Below are 15,124 nucleotides of genomic sequence, written 5' to 3' on the forward strand. Positions count from 1 at the left end.
GCCGCGGCGCAAGGCGGTACGGTGGGGCGAGAAGGATGCGGCTACGCGGTCCGAGGAGGGAGCCACCGATGATTCTGCTCCGTCGCCTGTTGGGTGACGTGCTGCGTCGGCAGCGCCAACGCCAGGGCCGTACTCTGCGCGAAGTCTCCTCGTCCGCCCGAGTCTCACTCGGCTATCTCTCCGAGGTGGAGCGGGGGCAGAAGGAGGCTTCCTCCGAGCTGCTCTCCGCCATCTGCGACGCGCTGGACGTACGGATGTCCGAGCTCATGCGGGAAGTGAGCGACGAGCTCGCCCTCGCCGAGCTGGCCCAGTCTGCTGCGGCCACCCCCAGCGAGCCTGTGCCGACGCCGGTTCGCCCGATGCTGGGTTCCGTCTCGGTGACCGGTGTGCCACCGGAACGGGTGACGATCAAGGCGCCCGCCGAAGCGGTGGACGTGGTGGCCGCGTGACGCTCGCGCGGATCTGCTCGCGCCGACGTTGACGTGCGCTGATCGCGTCCGATTGCGCTTGCGCTGAAGAAGTGTGAGGCCCCGGCCGGGGCTTCTCCGGGGAGACCTGGAGGGGAGCGGTCGGGGTTTTTCGCGTTTTCGTGGGCTCGGGGTCGCTCTGGTCCGTTTGCCGGTGGGGTCGGTGGCGGTCATGGTGGAGCTTGGTTGTGCCTGGCCGGGATCGAGTGACGGGCGGTGCTCCCGTGTGCCGCCGGTGCGCCCTCCCCGTGGGTGAGGCGGCGGCCTAGCGTTGGGCTGGTCGGGGCTGGAGGTGACGTCCATGGCGGGGCCGACAGCGCGCTGGGGGGCGGTGCTCGGGCTCGGGGCGCTGTGGTGGTGGGCCGTGCTGCGGCTCGCGCTGGCGTCGGACGCGGGGGTGTTGGAGGGAGCGGTCGCGGCCGGCGGGTGGGGGCTGAGTCTGCTGCCGGTGCACTGTGTGCCCAAGGGCCGGGCCGCGGGAGCTCTGGCCTCGGGGCGGTGGGCGGCGGCCTGGCGGACGGCGCGGGTCACCACGTTGTCGCGGGTGTCGCGGGCTACCACGGCATCGCCACACCGCCGTTCGGACGCAGGATCTGGCCCGTCGTGAAGGACGAGGCGTCGGAGGCCAGGTAGAGCACGGCCTGGGCGACGTCCTCCGGTTCGCCCACCCGGCCCAGGGGCGACATCCGGGCCATGAGCGACTCGGTGTGCGCCTGCGCCTCGGTGTCGCTGCGGTCGGTCATGGGGGTGCGGATCCAGCCCGGTGCGACCGCGTTGACCCGGATGCCGTGTCGGCCGACCTCGGTCGCCAGTGTCTTCGTCAGCTGGACGACGGCCGCCTTGGCGGCGCCGTAGCAGAGCAGGCCGGGGCCGCCAGTGTCCACGGCGCCCGAGGCCATCGTGACGATGCTGCCCCTGATGTGCCGGGCGAGCATCAGTCGGGCCGCCTCCTGGCAGGCGTACAGCACTCCCTTGAAGTTGACGTTCAGCACCCGGTCGAGGTCCTCCTCCCGGGTCTCCAGGACCGGGCTGCTGTGCATGACGCCGGCGACCGCGGCCATCACGTCCAGGCGCTCGCAGGAGGCGACGGCCTCGTGGAGCTGTTCGCGGTCGGTGACGTCGAGGGCGTGGGTGTGGGCCGTGCCGCCGGTGTTCTTGATGGCTCTCGCGGTCTCGTCGAGGCCCGGTGCGTCGAGGTCCGCGCAGTGCACGGTGGCGCCGGCCGTGGCGAGCAGCACAGCCGAGGCGCGGCCTATGCCACTGGCGGCGCCGGTGACGAATGCGGTGCGGCCGGTGAGGTCGTACGCCGTGAGGGGCATGAAGGGGACGGTACGAGCGATCCTGACGGGTCGTCAATTGTTCGTACGGCGCTGGGTTCCGCGGAGCGGGGTGGTGGTTGGGGCGGGGCCTCGCTGGCAGGTCGGGCACCAGTACGTGGGGCGTTCGCGGGATCCGTCGCCCTGGTCGGCCACGCGGACGGGAGTGTGGCAGCGGAGGCAGGGGCGGGGTGCGCGGCCGTACACGAACAGGTCCTGGCCTCGGCGGCCCGTCGTGGTGCGGACCGGGCGGTCGCGGTTGGCTTCCAGGAGCTTCTTGGCGAGCGCGGGCAGGTGCGCGGCGCGGTCGCCGGGGAGGGCGCCGACGGGCAGCCAGGGGGTGACGCCGAGGAGGAAACAGAGCTCGCTCTTGTAGACATTGCCTATGCCGGCGAGGTTGCGCTGGTCGAGCAGGGCCTCGCCGAGGGGGCGGGTGGGATCGGCGAGGAGGTTGGCCAGGGCCTGGTCCGGGTTCCAGTCCGGGCCCAGGAGATCGGGGCCCAGGTGCCCGACGGCGCGGTGCTCGTCGGTGGTGCGCAGGAGTTCGAGCACGGGGAGGCGGTAGCCGACGGCCGTGCGGTCGGCGGTGCCGAGGATCGCGCGGATCTGGTGGCTCGGGCCGCCGGTCCAGCGCTGGTGGTTGGCGTACACCTTCCAGGAGCCGTCCATGCGCAGGTGCGAGTGGAGGGTGAGACCGCCCTCGATGCGGGCGAGAAGGTGTTTGCCGCGTGGGGTGACGTCCAGGACGGTGCGGCCCGTGAGGTCGGCCGTGGCGTACTTCGGCACCCGGAGGTCGCTGCGGGTCAGCACCTTGCCGGCGAGGGCGCTGTGCAGCCGCCTCGCGGCCTGCCAGACCGTGTCTCCTTCGGGCATGGGTCAAGGGTGGCATGGGGTGGGCGGCGGGGATGCGTGATGTGGGGTTGGGCTGGGGGGCGGGATGGGTGTTGATGCGGTGCGCGTTGGGGGGTGGAGCGTGGGTGCGGGGTGCGGGGTGCGGGGTGCGGGGTGTGGCTCTGGCGGGTTCATGCGCGTAGTCGCAGGCCGCGTGGGGTGGCGATGAAGCCCGTTCCCTCCAGGAGGGTGCCGATGGGGGATGTGAGGGCAGATGCGCCGTTGACGCGCTCGACGGTGACTGTGCCGAGGGAGCCCGCCTTTGCCGCCGCGGCGAGGGCCTGCGCCGCCGCTTGGAGACGTGGGTCGTCGGTGGCTGTGCCGGACGGGTCGGAGGGCCAGGCCAGCAGGGTCTTGCCGCCTCGCTCCATGTAGAGCGTCAGCTCGCCGTCGACGAGAACCACCAGGGAGCCCGCCTTCCGGCCCGGCTTGTGGCCGGCGTCGGTCGGAGGATCCGGCCAGGGGAGGGCCGCGCCGTATGCGTTGGCGGGGTCGGCGGCGGCGAGGACGACGGCTCGGGAGTCGGGGGTGGGGCGGGTGCGGTGGGGGGAGGAAGGCGTGCCGAACGGGCCGTACGCGGGGCCGGTCGATGGGGGGAAATCGCGGGGGGAGATCCATTCGCTCCGCGAGGTGGGGGCGGGGAAGGGCGGCCAGTCGTCGGTGAGGCCGGGGTCGAAGGTGCGGGCGCTTTGGTCTGTGTGGCCGTCGGCCGGGTTCGGTCCGTCGGTGGTCGGGTGGGGGTCGGGTGATGCGAAGTGGTCGGGTGTGAAGTCGGTGGGGGAGTCGAAGGGGCTCGGGGCGAAGGGGGAGTCGAGGCCGAAGCCGTCTCGGGCGTCGTTGCCTTGGGGCGGGGGTGGCAGGGATTCGCCCCGGTCGCGGGCGTTGGCCACCGCGCGGAGGCGGTCCACCGCGCCGTCCATGGCGAACTGTGCGGCGCCGAGTCCCTCCACCACGTAACCGCGGCGGGCCTGGCCGTTGTCCTCGAAGGCGGACAGGATGCGGTACACCGCCGAGAAGCCGCCCTCGATGCCCTCCGCGGAGACGGCTCCCCGGGTCACCACGCCGTGCCGGTCGAGGAGGACGCGGGCCAGGGCATGGGCGCGCACGGTGGGGTCGGCATCGCGGTCCGGGAGCACGGACCAGCGGCCGGCGACGGTCGGCGGGCCGGTGCGGGACGCGGGGCGTGCGGCGGCAGTGAGGGAGCCGTAGCGCCCGCGCGGGACGGTGCGCTTGGCGCGGTGGGCCGTGGAGCCGGCGGTGCGGCCCGAGCCCAGGAGGGAGCGCATGGGGGCGAGCGTGTCGTTCGTGAGCCGTCCGGACCAGGTCAGGTCCCATACGGCGTCGGCCAGTTGGGGGTCGGTGGCTTCGGGGTGGGTGGTGGCGCGGACCTGATCGGCGATCTGGCGGAAGAACAGGCCGTAGCCCCCCGAGAGAGCGTCCAGGACGGACTGGTGCAGCGCCGTCAACTCCAGGGGGTGGGGTGGCGGGAGCAGCAGGGGGGCCGCGTCCGCGATGTACAGGGAGACCCAGCCGTCCTTGCCGGGGAGGGCTCCGGCGCCGGCCCAGACGATCTCGCCGGCCGCGGTGAGCTCGTCCAGCATCGCGGGTGTGTAGTTCGCGACGCGGGAGGGGAGGACGAGCTTCTCCAGGGCGGACGCGGGTACGGACGCGCCCTGCAACTGCTCCACGGCACGCACCAGTCCGTCGATGCCCCGCAGGCCGTGGCCCTTGCCGATGTGCTGCCACTGGGGGAGGAACTGGGCGAGCGCGGGCGGCGGCACCGGTTCCAGCTCGTGGCGCAGGGCGGCGAGGGAGCGGCGGCGGAGGCGGCGCAGGACGGTGGCGTCGCACCATTCCTGGCCGATCCCGGCCGGGTGGAACTCGCCCTGTACGACCCTGCTCGTCGCGGCGAGCCGTTGGAGGGTGCCATCGGTGACCGCAACGCCCAGGCCGAAGCGGGCTGCCGCGGTGGCCGATGTGAACGGGCCGTGGGTGCGGGCATAGCGCGCGAGGAGGTCGCCGAGCGGGTCCTTGACGGGCTCCGTGAAGGCTTCCGGGACGCCCACCGGCAGTGCTGTGCCGAGCGCGTCGCGCAGACGGCCCGCGTCCTCGATCGCCGCCCAGTGGTCGGTGCCGGCGACGCGGACGCGGATCGCGCGGCGGGCGGCGGCAAGCTCCTGGGGCCACTGGGGTTCGGCGCCCCGCTCGGCCAGCTCGGCGTCGGTGAGCGGGCCGAGCAGGCGCAGCAGGTCGGCGACGCCTTCGGCGTCCTTGACGCGGCGGTCCTCGGTGAGCCACTGGAGTTCTTTTTCCAGCTCGGTCAGTACCTCGGCGTCGAGCAGTTCGCGCAGTTCCGCCTGGCCGAGCAGTTCGGCCAGCAGACGCGAGTCCAGGGAGAGGGCGGCGGCGCGGCGCTCGGCGAGCGGTGAGTCTCCCTCGTACAGGAACTGGGCGACGTATCCGAAGAGGAGGGAGCGGGCGAAGGGGGAGGGTTCGGGGGTGGTGACCTCGACGAGGCGCACCTTGCGGGACTCCAGGTCGCCCATCAGCTCTACCAGGCCGGGGACGTCGAAGACGTCCTGGAGGCACTCGCGGACGGCTTCCAGGACGATCGGGAACGAGCCGAACTCGCTGGCGACCTGGAGCAGTTGGGAGGCGCGCTGGCGCTGCTGCCACAGGGGGGTGCGCTTGCCGGGGTTGCGGCGCGGCAGCAGCAGGGCGCGGGCCGCGCACTCGCGGAAGCGGGACGCGAACAGGGCCGAGCTGCCCACCTGCTCGGTGACGATCTGTTCGACCTCGCCCTTGTCGAAGACGACGTCCGCCGCGCCGACGGGGGCTTGGTCCGCGTCGTATTCAGTGCCGATCTTTGTCGGTTCCTGGTCGAGCAGGTCCAGGCCCATGAGGTCGGCGTCGGGCAGCCGCAGGACGATGCCGTCGTCGGCGTGCATGACCTGGGCGTCCATGCCGTACCGCTCGGAGAGCTTGGTGCCGAGGGCGAGCGCCCAGGGCGCGTGCACCTGGGCGCCGAAGGGGGAGTGCACGACGACCCGCCAGTCGCCGAGCTCGTCGCGGAAGCGCTCCACGACGATCGTGCGGTCGTCCGGGATGTGGCCGCAGGCCTCGCGCTGTTCGTCCAGGTAGGACAGCACGTTGTCTGCGGCCCAGGCGTCCAGGCCCGCGGCGAGGAGGCGGAGGCGGGCGTCCTCCTTGGTCAGCGAGCCGACCTCGCGCAGGAACGCGCCCACCGCGCGGCCCAGTTCCAGCGGGCGGCCCAGCTGGTCGCCCTTCCAGAAGGGGAGCCGACCCGGGACGCCCGGCGCGGGGGAGACCAGGACGCGGTCCCGGGTGATGTCCTCGATGCGCCAGGAACTGGTGCCCAGTGTGAAGACGTCGCCCACCCGGGACTCGTAGACCATCTCCTCGTCGAGCTCGCCGACCCGGCCGCCGCCCTTCTTGGGATCGGAACCGGCGAGGAAGACGCCGAAGAGGCCGCGGTCGGGGATGGTGCCGCCGGAGGTGACGGCGAGGCGCTGGGCGCCGGGGCGGCCGGTGATCGTGCCCGCGACTCGGTCCCAGACCACGCGGGGGCGCAGTTCCGCGAAGGCGTCGGACGGGTAGCGGCCGGCGAGCATGTCGAGGACGGCCGTGAAGGCGGATTCGGGGAGGGAGGCGAAGGGGGCCGCGCGGCGGACCATCGCGAGGAGGTCGTCGAGCTGCCAGGTGTCCATCGCGGTCATCGCGACGAGTTGCTGGGCGAGGACGTCCAGAGGGTTGGCGGGGACCTTGAGGGACTCGATGGAGCCCGTGCGCATGCGTTCGGTGACGACAGCCGCCTGGACCAGGTCGCCGCGGTACTTCGGGAAGACCACACCGGTGGAGACCGCGCCGACCTGGTGGCCCGCGCGGCCGACGCGCTGGAGGCCGGAGGCCACGGAGGGCGGGGACTCCACCTGGATGACGAGGTCCACGGCGCCCATGTCGATGCCCAGCTCGAGGCTGGAGGTCGCCACCACGGCGGGGAGGCGGCCGGCCTTGAGGTCCTCCTCGACGAGGGCGCGCTGTTCCTTGGAGACCGAGCCGTGGTGGGCTCGGGCGATGACGGGCGGGGCGCCCTGAGCCGCTCCCGAGCCGCCCATGAGTTCGGCGGGGGCGTGGTGTTCGTCCAGTGGTTCGCCGGTGGCTCGCTCGTAGGCGATCTCGTTGAGCCTGTTGCAGAGGCGTTCCGCGAGGCGGCGGGAGTTGGCGAAGACGATGGTGGAGCGGTGGGCTTGGACGAGGTCGGCGATGCGCTCCTCGACGTGCGGCCAGATCGACGGGCGTTCCGCGCCTTCGCTGCCGTCGGCGACCGGGGAGCCGCCCAGTTCGCCCAGGTCCTCGACCGGGACGACGACCGAGAGGTCGAACTCCTTGCCGGACTTCGGCTGGACGATCTCCACCTTGCCGCGAGGAGAGAGGTAGCGGGCGACCTCGTCGACAGGGCGGACCGTGGCCGAGAGGCCGATGCGGCGGGCGGGCTTCGGCAGCAGCTCGTCCAGGCGCTCCAGGGAGAGGGCGAGGTGCGCGCCGCGCTTGGTGCCGGCCACCGCGTGGACCTCGTCCAGGATCACCGTCTCGATGCCGGTCAGTGCGTCGCGGGTGGCCGACGTCAGCATCAGGAACAGGGACTCCGGGGTGGTGATCAGGATGTCCGGGGGGCGGGTGGACAGGGCTCGGCGCTCGGCGGCCGGGGTGTCGCCGGAGCGGATGCCGACCTTGATCTCCGGTTCGGGCAGGCCCAGGCGGACGGACTCCTGGCGGATGCCGGTCAGGGGGCTGCGGAGGTTGCGCTCCACGTCCACGGCGAGGGCCTTGAGCGGGGAGACGTACAGGACGCGGCAGCGCTTCCTGGGGTCGGCGGGTGGGGGTGTGGCGGCGAGCTGGTCCAGGGCGGCGAGGAAGGCGGCCAGGGTCTTGCCGGATCCGGTGGGGGCGACGACCAGCACGTCCGAGCCCGCTGTGATGGCCTGCCACGCGCCTGCCTGGGCGGCGGTGGGCGCGTCGACGGCTCCCGTGAACCAGCCGCGGGTCGCGGGGGAGAAGGCTTTGAGGGCCTGGTGTGCGGAGCTGACCATGTGTCCATCCTGCACCTCGGGACTGACAATGCGGCTGACCTGCGGTGTCGCTGCGGCGTCGCTGCGCTGGGCTGGGGCGGGCGATGCCTGCGGCGGCCTGTGCGGGGTGGGTGGGGGTGCGCGTAGCGCCTGCGGTTGCGTTGTGGGTCGGGGCCGTGTCGGGGGTGTCCGTCCTCGGAACGGCGCGGAATCGGTTTCTCACCAACGTGCCGGTGTTGACGCGCCAACCGCTGCGGGCGGACAACCCCCGACACGTCCCCTTGCCGCCGTGGGCGCCTGCGGGTACGCGAGTGGCCGCCGCCGGGCCGGGCTGTCGGCCGTTGTCGGAAAATGGGGGCATGGCGGGTTCGGGTGAGCGGGCGCGGCACTGGCGGTATGCCGGGTTGCCGGGGGTCGATCTGCTGCGGGCTCGGTATGTCCGGAAGACCTTTGTTCGGCATACGCATGAGAACTTCGTCATCGCGGCCATCGCCGACGGGGTCGAGGTCTTTCATCATCGGGGGGCCGATCAGTACGCGGGGGCGGGGGCTCTGGCCCTGGTCAATCCGGATACGGCTCATACGGGGCGGGCCGGCGTTCCAGATGGGTGGCGGTACGGGGCCGTGTATCCGTCGCCGGAGGTGGTGGCGGAGATCGCTGCTGAGACGACGCTGATCCGGGGGACGCCGGGGTTCGTCCGGCCTGTGCTGGACGATGCGTATGCCGTGGAGCTGGTGCATCAGGTGCTGCGGGCCGCGGAGGAGGGGAACGCGCTGGCCGCCGACACGTTGTTGCGGGTTGCCGTGACCCGGTTGCTGCGGTTGAACGGCGGGGCGCTGCCGCAGCGGGAGGTACGGACGGCGGGGGCCCGGGTCGCGGCACGCGCACGTGCCGTGCTGGAGGAGCGGATGGTCGAGCCGCCGACGCTGGAGAGGCTGGCCGGTGACCTGGGGACCGGTCCGTTCGCGTTGTTGCGGGCGTTTCGCGATGCCTACGGGATGCCGCCGCACGCCTGGCTGACCGATGCGCGGGTACGTCGGGCGCGGCAGCTGCTGGACGCCGGTACGACTCCGGCCGAGGCTGCCGTCGCGGTGGGGTTCACGGATCAGCCGCATCTGCATCGGCACTTCACCCGGATCGTGGGCGTGCCTCCGGGCGCGTACCGGCGTGAGCGCAAGAACGTACAAGACGAGCGGGGGCGGCTGCTCCTACCGTCCGACGCGTGACAGATCAGATAGGTCTCGTGGACGAGCGTGATGGTGGAGAGAAGCCCGACTCCGCCGTCGTGAGGGACGCGCTGGGGGTCGGAGTCGCCGTAGGGCTGTCAGGGTTCGCCTTCGGGGTGACCTCGGCGGGGAGTGGTCTCACGCTGTTGCAGACCTGTGCGCTCAGTCTGCTGGTGTTCACGGGTGCTTCGCAGTTCGCGTTGGTCGGGGCGCTCGCGGCGGGCGGGAACCCGCTGACGGCGGCTGCGGGGGCGTTCTTCCTGGGGGTGCGCAACGCCTTCTACGGGTTGCGGTTGTCGCAGTTGCTGGCCCTCCCGCGCGCGGTGCGTCCGTTCGCCGCGCAGTGGGTCATCGACGAGACGACGGTGGTCGCGCTGGCGCAGCCCACGCGGCGTGGGGCGCGGATCGGGTTCGCTGTGACGGGGCTCAGTCTGTACGTGCTGTGGAACCTCACCACGCTCCTCGGCGCGCTGGGGGCCGAGGCCATCGGGGACACCGACGCCTGGGGGCTGGACGCGGCCGGGCCCGCGGTCTTCCTGGCGTTGCTGGCGCCCATGCTGAAGACCACGGTGGAGCGGACGGTCGCCGGTGTCGCGGTCCTTCTGGGGCTCGGTCTGCTGCCTGTGCTGCCCGCCGGTGTGCCTGTTCTGGTGGCGGCGCTCGCGGCGCTGGCCGTGCTGTGGGCGGAGGGCCGTCGCAGGGGCGCCGACCGTGACGACGTACAAGGGGGAGATCGTTGAACACCTGGATCGCGATCGGTGCGACCGCCCTGGGGTGCTACGCCGTCAAGCTCGCCGGACTGCTCGTGCCCGCCGGTGCGCTCGAGCGGCCTCCCGTCAAGCGCCTCGCCGCGCTGTTGCCCGTGGCTCTCCTGGCCGCGCTCACGGCCCAGCAGGCCTTCGCCGACGGGCGGGCACTGGTGCTCGACGCGAGGGCCGCGGGGCTCGCCGCGGCCGCTGTTGCGCTGGTCCTGCGAGCCCCCTTCCTGCTCGTCGTCGCTGCCGCCGTGCTGGTGACCGCGGGAGTGCGGGCGATGGGCGGGTGAGGCGGCAGTGGTGACGTGGCCTGACCTGTCGCCGATCGGCCGGCTGGCACCGTGGTCTCAGCCCAGGGAATGACCGTAGGCCCGCAAGGTGCGCAGCGCATCGAGCGTCACCAGGGGGCGCGCCTCCACTGCGGGGCCCGGCGCCCATTGACGCCAGCGGATCGGCCAGCCGCCGTCCTCCTGCTGTTCTTCCGCGAGGAAGTCCAGGGAACGGGCCATCTCGTCGTCCGTGAACCACCCGCGCGCGAGGGAGGTCGGCGTCTTCGCGTAGTCGTGCGGGAAGTGGTGCTCCCCGGGGGCGTAGCCGGGCGCGACCGGGTACGCGTCGAGGCGGGCGGGATCCAGGGCCGCGAGCCGGTGTTCGCGTACCAGACGGCCGAGACGATCGGCGACCGCCTCCGCGCGCGGGCGGTCGGGAGCGGAGTCCAGGAAGGCCACGGCGGCCTGGACCTCGTAGGGGTGGGACCGCTCCAGGGACTCGACCGCCTGCCAGCAGAAGTCCGTGGCCCGGAACAGCCAGGCGTGCCACACCTCGTTGCGGTGCAGGAGGCCCACCACCGGTCCGGTGGCGAGGAGTTCGCTCGGCGGATCGTCCACGATCGGGACGAAGGGGGCCGCCGGATAGCCGCGCTGGCTGGGGTGGATCGCCGGCAGCGCGCCGTCCGGCGTGGTCACGGAGGTCAGATACCGGCACACGCGCTCCACGCGCTGCCCGCCGCAGCGCCCGATGGCGTCCAGGACCCGCAGGGCGTGACCGGTGTGCAGCGGCTGACTGACCGGACCCCGCAGATCGGGTTCCAGCGCGTGGCCGTATCCACCGTCCTCGTTGCGGTAGGCGTCCAGCGCCGTCTCCACCGGGTCGGCGCTTCCTTTCAGGAAGTGATACGCGAAGAGGCGCTGCTCCAGCACGCGTGCGGTGAGCCAGACGAAGTGCTCGGCGCGCGCGAGCGGGGAGTGCGCCGGGGAGGTCGGGGGGAGTGGGGAAGCTCCTGTTTCGGCCATGCGTCAGACCGTAGGGCGGAAAGCGGTATCGGCGAGCGGTCCCGGCTCAGGCCCACTCTCAGGGGCGGGATACTGGAGTCATGCGGTTGACGGTCTTCTGGGAGCGGATGACGGATCACTTCGGTCCGGGCTACGCCGACACGTTCGCGCGCGACCACGTGATGGCGGAGCTCGGCGGACGCACGGTGCACGAGGCGCTGGACGCCGGCTGGGACGCCAAGGACGTGTGGCGCGTGGTCTGCACCGTCATGAACGTTCCCTGGGAGAAGCACTGACCGGTCATGAACGTTCGGTGGGAGAAACACCGCTCGGTCATGAACGTGCTGCGAGGGAAGCACTGATCGGTCACGAAGATCGCAGGACGGCGGCCGATTGTCAGCCGCGTGGGCGAGACTTGCCCCGTGGCACCCAATGACGAGACCGACCAGGTCACCCAGCACGCATCCCCGTTCGGCACGACGCCGCCAAACCGGCCCCCGGCCGCCGGCGCCGCCGGGCCGAACGCCCGCATGCCGCGCTGGCTGCCGCGCGCCATGGTGCTCGCGCTCGCCCTCATCGCCGTGTTCCAGCTGGGCAGTTGGGCCTTCCATCAGCTCACCGGCCTGCTGATCAACGTCCTCATCGCATTCTTCCTGGCCCTGGCCATCGAGCCTGCGGTGAGCTGGATGGCCTCGCGCGGCCTGCGCAGAGGTCTGGCCACCGCCGTCGTCTTCCTGGGCGTGATGATCGCGGCGGCGGGCTTTGTCACGCTGCTCGGCTCCATGCTCGCGGGCCAGATCATCAAGATCGTCGAGGACTTCCCGCAGTACCTCGACTCCGTCATCAACTGGATCAACACCCACTTCAACACCGACCTGAAACGGGTGGACGTCCAGGAGGGCCTGCTCCGCTCCGACTGGCTGCGCAACTACGTGCAGAACAGTGCCACCGGCGTCCTGGACGTGTCCGCCCAGGTCCTCGGCGGGCTCTTCCAGCTCCTGACGGTCACGCTGTTCTCCTTCTACTTCGCCGCCGACGGCCCGCGTCTGCGCCGCGCGCTCTGTTCCGTCCTGCCGCCCGCCAAGCAGGCCGAGGTGCTGCGCGCGTGGGAGATCGCCGTGATCAAGACCGGCGGCTACATCTACTCGCGCGGCCTGATGGCCCTCATCTCCGGGGTCGCGCACTACATCCTGCTGGAGGCGCTGAACGTGCCGTACGCGCCCGTGCTCGCGGTGTGGGTGGGGCTGGTCTCGCAGTTCATCCCCACGATCGGTACGTATCTCGCGGGCGCCCTGCCCATGCTGATCGCCTTCACCGTCGACCCCTGGTACGCGCTGTGGGTGCTGATCTTCGTCGTGGTCTACCAGCAGTTCGAGAACTACGTGCTGCAGCCCAAGCTGACCTCGAAGACCGTCGACATCCACCCGGCGGTCGCGTTCGGCTCCGTCATCGCCGGCACCGCCCTTCTCGGGGCCGTCGGCGCACTGATCGCCATCCCGGCGATCGCCACGCTGCAGGCCTTCCTCGGGGCGTACGTGAAGCGGTACGACGTCACGGACGACCCTCGGGTCCATGGGCACCGGAATCGGGGGGAGGGGCCCCTCGCGCGCATGCGGGCGCTGTGGGTACGGAGGCCGGGGGCGGAGGACCCCGGCGACGGCTCCTCGTGACCGCAGGACCAGGACGGCCTGCAGGCCCAGGGGCCGCCATGCCGATGACCTGGCGGTGGCGCGGGGTACTCGTTCCGGATCAACGGGCCGTGGGCCGCCGAGACGTAGTCTCGGAGGTGCCGCGTGGTGCGCTTGACACGAAAATCGAACATCCATTCTGATGAGAGCTCCGGCGAGACTCTCGGTGGGCGTTTCGACATGGTTTTGATGGAGAAGTGCCCGAGTTATCCACAGGCCGGACGGGCGTCGGGGCCCATTGTCAGTGGCAGGCGTTAGCGTCTTTGACGTGAAGCGATCGACTCAAGCAAATCGGGTGGAACCCATGGCAGGAACCGACCGCGAGAAGGCGTTGGACGCCGCGCTCGCACAGATTGAACGGCAGTTCGGCAAGGGCGCGGTCATGCGCCTGGGTGAGCGGCCGAACGAGCCCATCGAGGTCATCCCCACCGGGTCGACCGCACTCGACGTCGCCCTCGGCGTCGGTGGCCTGCCGCGCGGCCGTGTCGTGGAGGTCTACGGCCCGGAGTCCTCCGGCAAGACGACCCTGACCCTGCACGCCGTGGCCAATGCTCAGAAGGCCGGCGGCCAGGTCGCGTTCGTGGACGCGGAGCACGCCCTCGACCCCGAGTACGCGAAGAAGCTCGGCGTCGACATCGACAACCTGATCCTGTCCCAGCCGGACAACGGCGAGCAGGCCCTGGAAATCGTGGACATGCTGGTCCGCTCCGGTGCCCTCGACCTCATCGTCATCGACTCCGTCGCCGCGCTCGTCCCGCGCGCGGAGATCGAGGGCGAGATGGGTGACAGCCACGTGGGTCTGCAGGCCCGTCTGATGAGCCAGGCACTGCGGAAGATCACCAGCGCGCTCAACCAGTCCAAGACCACCGCGATCTTCATCAACCAGCTCCGCGAGAAGATCGGCGTGATGTTCGGTTCGCCGGAGACCACGACCGGTGGCCGGGCGCTGAAGTTCTACGCCTCGGTGCGACTCGACATCCGACGTATCGAGACGCTGAAGGACGGCACCGACGCCGTCGGCAACCGCACCCGCGTCAAGGTTGTCAAGAACAAGTGCGCTCCGCCCTTCAAGCAGGCCGAGTTCGACATCCTCTACGGGCATGGCATCAGCCGCGAGGGCGGCCTGATCGACATGGGCGTGGAGAACGGCTTCGTCCGCAAGGCCGGCGCCTGGTACACGTACGAGGGCGACCAGCTCGGCCAGGGCAAGGAGAACGCCCGCAACTTCCTTAAGGACAACCCCGACCTGGCCAACGAGATCGAGAAGAAGATCAAGGACAAGCTGGGCGTCGGGGTCCGGCCCGAGAAGCCGGCCGCCGAGCCGGGCGCGGACGCCGTGGTCTCCGCCGTCACCGACGACGCCGCGAAGACGGTGCCCGCTCCGGCGGCGGCCAAGCCTGCCAAGACCAAGGCCGCGGTGGCCAAGAGCTGATCCATACCGTGCCTGATTCAAAAGCGTGGCGAACCGACTGGTCCGAGTACGCCGCTCACCCGGACGCTCCGCGTGAGCGGAGCGGGGGAAGCGACGGGGGAATCGCCGGCATGAGCGGTGGTGACGCGGTCCACGACGTGGACGGGAAGTACGCCCGCACGGCGTCGTACGGCACGAGGGGGTCGTACGACGACGAGCCGGGCGATGGGCAGTGGCCGGAGACCGGGCCGGACAGCGGCCGCTCCTCGGCGTTCGGCGCCGACTCGCCCGCGGGCGAGTCACGTCGGGGCGGTGGAGCACGGGGCGCGGGTGGCTCACGCGGGCGCCGTCGGCGCGGTCGCGCAGAGTCGTCCGGTGCGGACGGAGGCACCTTCTCGGCGAGGGCCGAGAAGGCGGAGCCCCCGAAGGACCCGGTCGAGCAGGCGCGGGCGATCTGCCTGCGCCTGCTCACCGGAACCCCGCGCACGCGTAAGCAACTCGCGGACGCCCTGCGCAAGCGGGAGATTCCGGATGACGCCGCCGAGCAGGTGCTGTCGAGGTTCGAGGAGGTCGGGCTGATCAACGACAGCGCGTTCGCGGACGCCTGGGTGGAGTCCCGGCACCACGGACGGGGGCTGGCCCGGCGCGCGCTCGTCCAGGAACTGCGGACCAAGGGCGTCGACTCCACGCTGATCGACGCGGCCGTCGCCCAGCTCGACTCCGAGCAGGAGGAGACGACCGCGCGCGAGCTCGTCGCGCGCAAGCTGCGCTCCACCCGAGGCCTCGACCGCGACAAACGACTGCGCCGTCTCGCCGGCATGCTCGCCCGCAAGGGCTACCCCGAGGGCATGGCCCTGCGGGTGGTCCGGCAGGCGCTGGAGGAGGAGGGCGAGGACACGGAGTTCCTCGGGGACGAGGGGTTCTGAGGACGGGGAGTCCGACGGGCGAGGGGTTCTGAGGAACGGCTCCCGGGGGAGAGCGGCTCCGGCATGGTGACCGGAGCCGTGTG

The 15,124-nt window shown here is 71.8% G+C and carries 13 protein-coding genes; 9 read left to right on the forward strand and 4 right to left on the reverse strand.

Going from position 1 to position 15,124, the window contains the following annotated elements; translation table 11 throughout:
* Positions 1 to 68: 68 nt before the first annotated feature.
* Both AC5P09_RS18645 and AC5P09_RS18650 read left to right on the forward strand, forming a co-directional pair.
* Positions 69 to 449, forward strand: coding sequence for a helix-turn-helix domain-containing protein (locus AC5P09_RS18645; protein ID WP_003993396.1), 381 nt, complete (start codon positions 69 to 71; stop codon positions 447 to 449).
* 319 nt (positions 450 to 768) lie between these two features.
* The gene (locus AC5P09_RS18650; protein WP_493874963.1) at positions 769 to 1,074 is read left to right on the forward strand and encodes a hypothetical protein; all 306 of its coding nucleotides are present in this window, start codon (positions 769 to 771) and stop codon (positions 1,072 to 1,074) included.
* Here the strand turns inward: AC5P09_RS18650 and AC5P09_RS18655 are convergent.
* The 3 genes from AC5P09_RS18655 to AC5P09_RS18665 all read right to left on the reverse strand — a co-directional run bounded on the left by AC5P09_RS18655 (position 1,022) and on the right by AC5P09_RS18665 (position 7,785).
* Complete coding sequence (locus tag AC5P09_RS18655; protein ID WP_493874964.1) at positions 1,022 to 1,786, reverse strand: SDR family NAD(P)-dependent oxidoreductase; 765 nt, start codon at positions 1,784 to 1,786, stop codon at positions 1,022 to 1,024. The two genes, AC5P09_RS18650 and AC5P09_RS18655, sit on opposite strands and share 53 nt — an antisense overlap.
* Positions 1,787 to 1,819: 33 nt before the next feature.
* Positions 1,820 to 2,656, reverse strand: coding sequence for a DNA-formamidopyrimidine glycosylase family protein (locus AC5P09_RS18660; RefSeq protein ID WP_493874965.1), 837 nt, complete (start codon positions 2,654 to 2,656; stop codon positions 1,820 to 1,822).
* A 149-nt stretch (positions 2,657 to 2,805) separates the two neighbouring features.
* Positions 2,806 to 7,785, reverse strand: coding sequence for an ATP-dependent helicase (locus AC5P09_RS18665; protein ID WP_493874966.1), 4,980 nt, complete (start codon positions 7,783 to 7,785; stop codon positions 2,806 to 2,808).
* 338 nt (positions 7,786 to 8,123) lie between these two features.
* Between AC5P09_RS18665 and AC5P09_RS18670 the strand changes: the two genes are divergently transcribed.
* The 3 genes from AC5P09_RS18670 to AC5P09_RS18680 are packed head-to-tail and all read left to right on the forward strand — an operon-like array spanning position 8,124 to position 10,035.
* Complete coding sequence (locus tag AC5P09_RS18670; protein ID WP_493874967.1) at positions 8,124 to 8,990, forward strand: AraC family transcriptional regulator; 867 nt, start codon at positions 8,124 to 8,126, stop codon at positions 8,988 to 8,990.
* Positions 8,987 to 9,730: an AzlC family ABC transporter permease gene (locus AC5P09_RS18675; RefSeq protein WP_493874968.1), complete on the forward strand. Its 744-nt coding sequence runs from the start codon at positions 8,987 to 8,989 to the stop codon at positions 9,728 to 9,730. The genes AC5P09_RS18670 and AC5P09_RS18675 overlap by 4 nt, the downstream gene beginning before the upstream one ends.
* A complete protein-coding gene (locus AC5P09_RS18680; protein ID WP_493874969.1) occupies positions 9,727 to 10,035 on the forward strand; it encodes an AzlD domain-containing protein in 309 nt (102 codons plus the stop codon). The genes AC5P09_RS18675 and AC5P09_RS18680 overlap by 4 nt, the downstream gene beginning before the upstream one ends.
* 57 nt (positions 10,036 to 10,092) lie before the next feature.
* Here AC5P09_RS18680 and AC5P09_RS18685 read toward each other — a convergent pair whose 3' ends face one another.
* Complete coding sequence (locus tag AC5P09_RS18685) at positions 10,093 to 11,037, reverse strand: hypothetical protein (protein WP_493874970.1); 945 nt, start codon at positions 11,035 to 11,037, stop codon at positions 10,093 to 10,095.
* A gap of 80 nt (positions 11,038 to 11,117) precedes the next feature.
* On the opposite strand from AC5P09_RS18685, the gene AC5P09_RS18690 reads away from it, so the two are divergent.
* The 4 genes from AC5P09_RS18690 (at position 11,118) to recX (ending at position 15,041) form a co-directional block, all read left to right on the forward strand.
* Positions 11,118 to 11,312, forward strand: a complete 195-nt coding sequence (locus tag AC5P09_RS18690; RefSeq protein WP_266432991.1) for a DUF3046 domain-containing protein — start codon at positions 11,118 to 11,120, stop codon at positions 11,310 to 11,312.
* Between the two features lie 126 nt (positions 11,313 to 11,438).
* Positions 11,439 to 12,686: an AI-2E family transporter gene (locus AC5P09_RS18695; RefSeq protein WP_493874971.1), complete on the forward strand. Its 1,248-nt coding sequence runs from the start codon at positions 11,439 to 11,441 to the stop codon at positions 12,684 to 12,686.
* A 322-nt stretch (positions 12,687 to 13,008) separates the two neighbouring features.
* The gene (gene recA, locus AC5P09_RS18700; protein ID WP_493874972.1) at positions 13,009 to 14,136 is read left to right on the forward strand and encodes a recombinase RecA; all 1,128 of its coding nucleotides are present in this window, start codon (positions 13,009 to 13,011) and stop codon (positions 14,134 to 14,136) included.
* Between the two features lie 110 nt (positions 14,137 to 14,246).
* On the forward strand, positions 14,247 to 15,041 hold the full coding sequence (gene recX / locus AC5P09_RS18705) for a recombination regulator RecX (protein WP_493874973.1): 795 nt from the start codon (positions 14,247 to 14,249) through the stop codon (positions 15,039 to 15,041).
* Positions 15,042 to 15,124: the final 83 nt, after the last annotated feature.

The sequence above is a fragment of the Streptomyces sp. a15 genome (genome assembly GCF_059026085.1).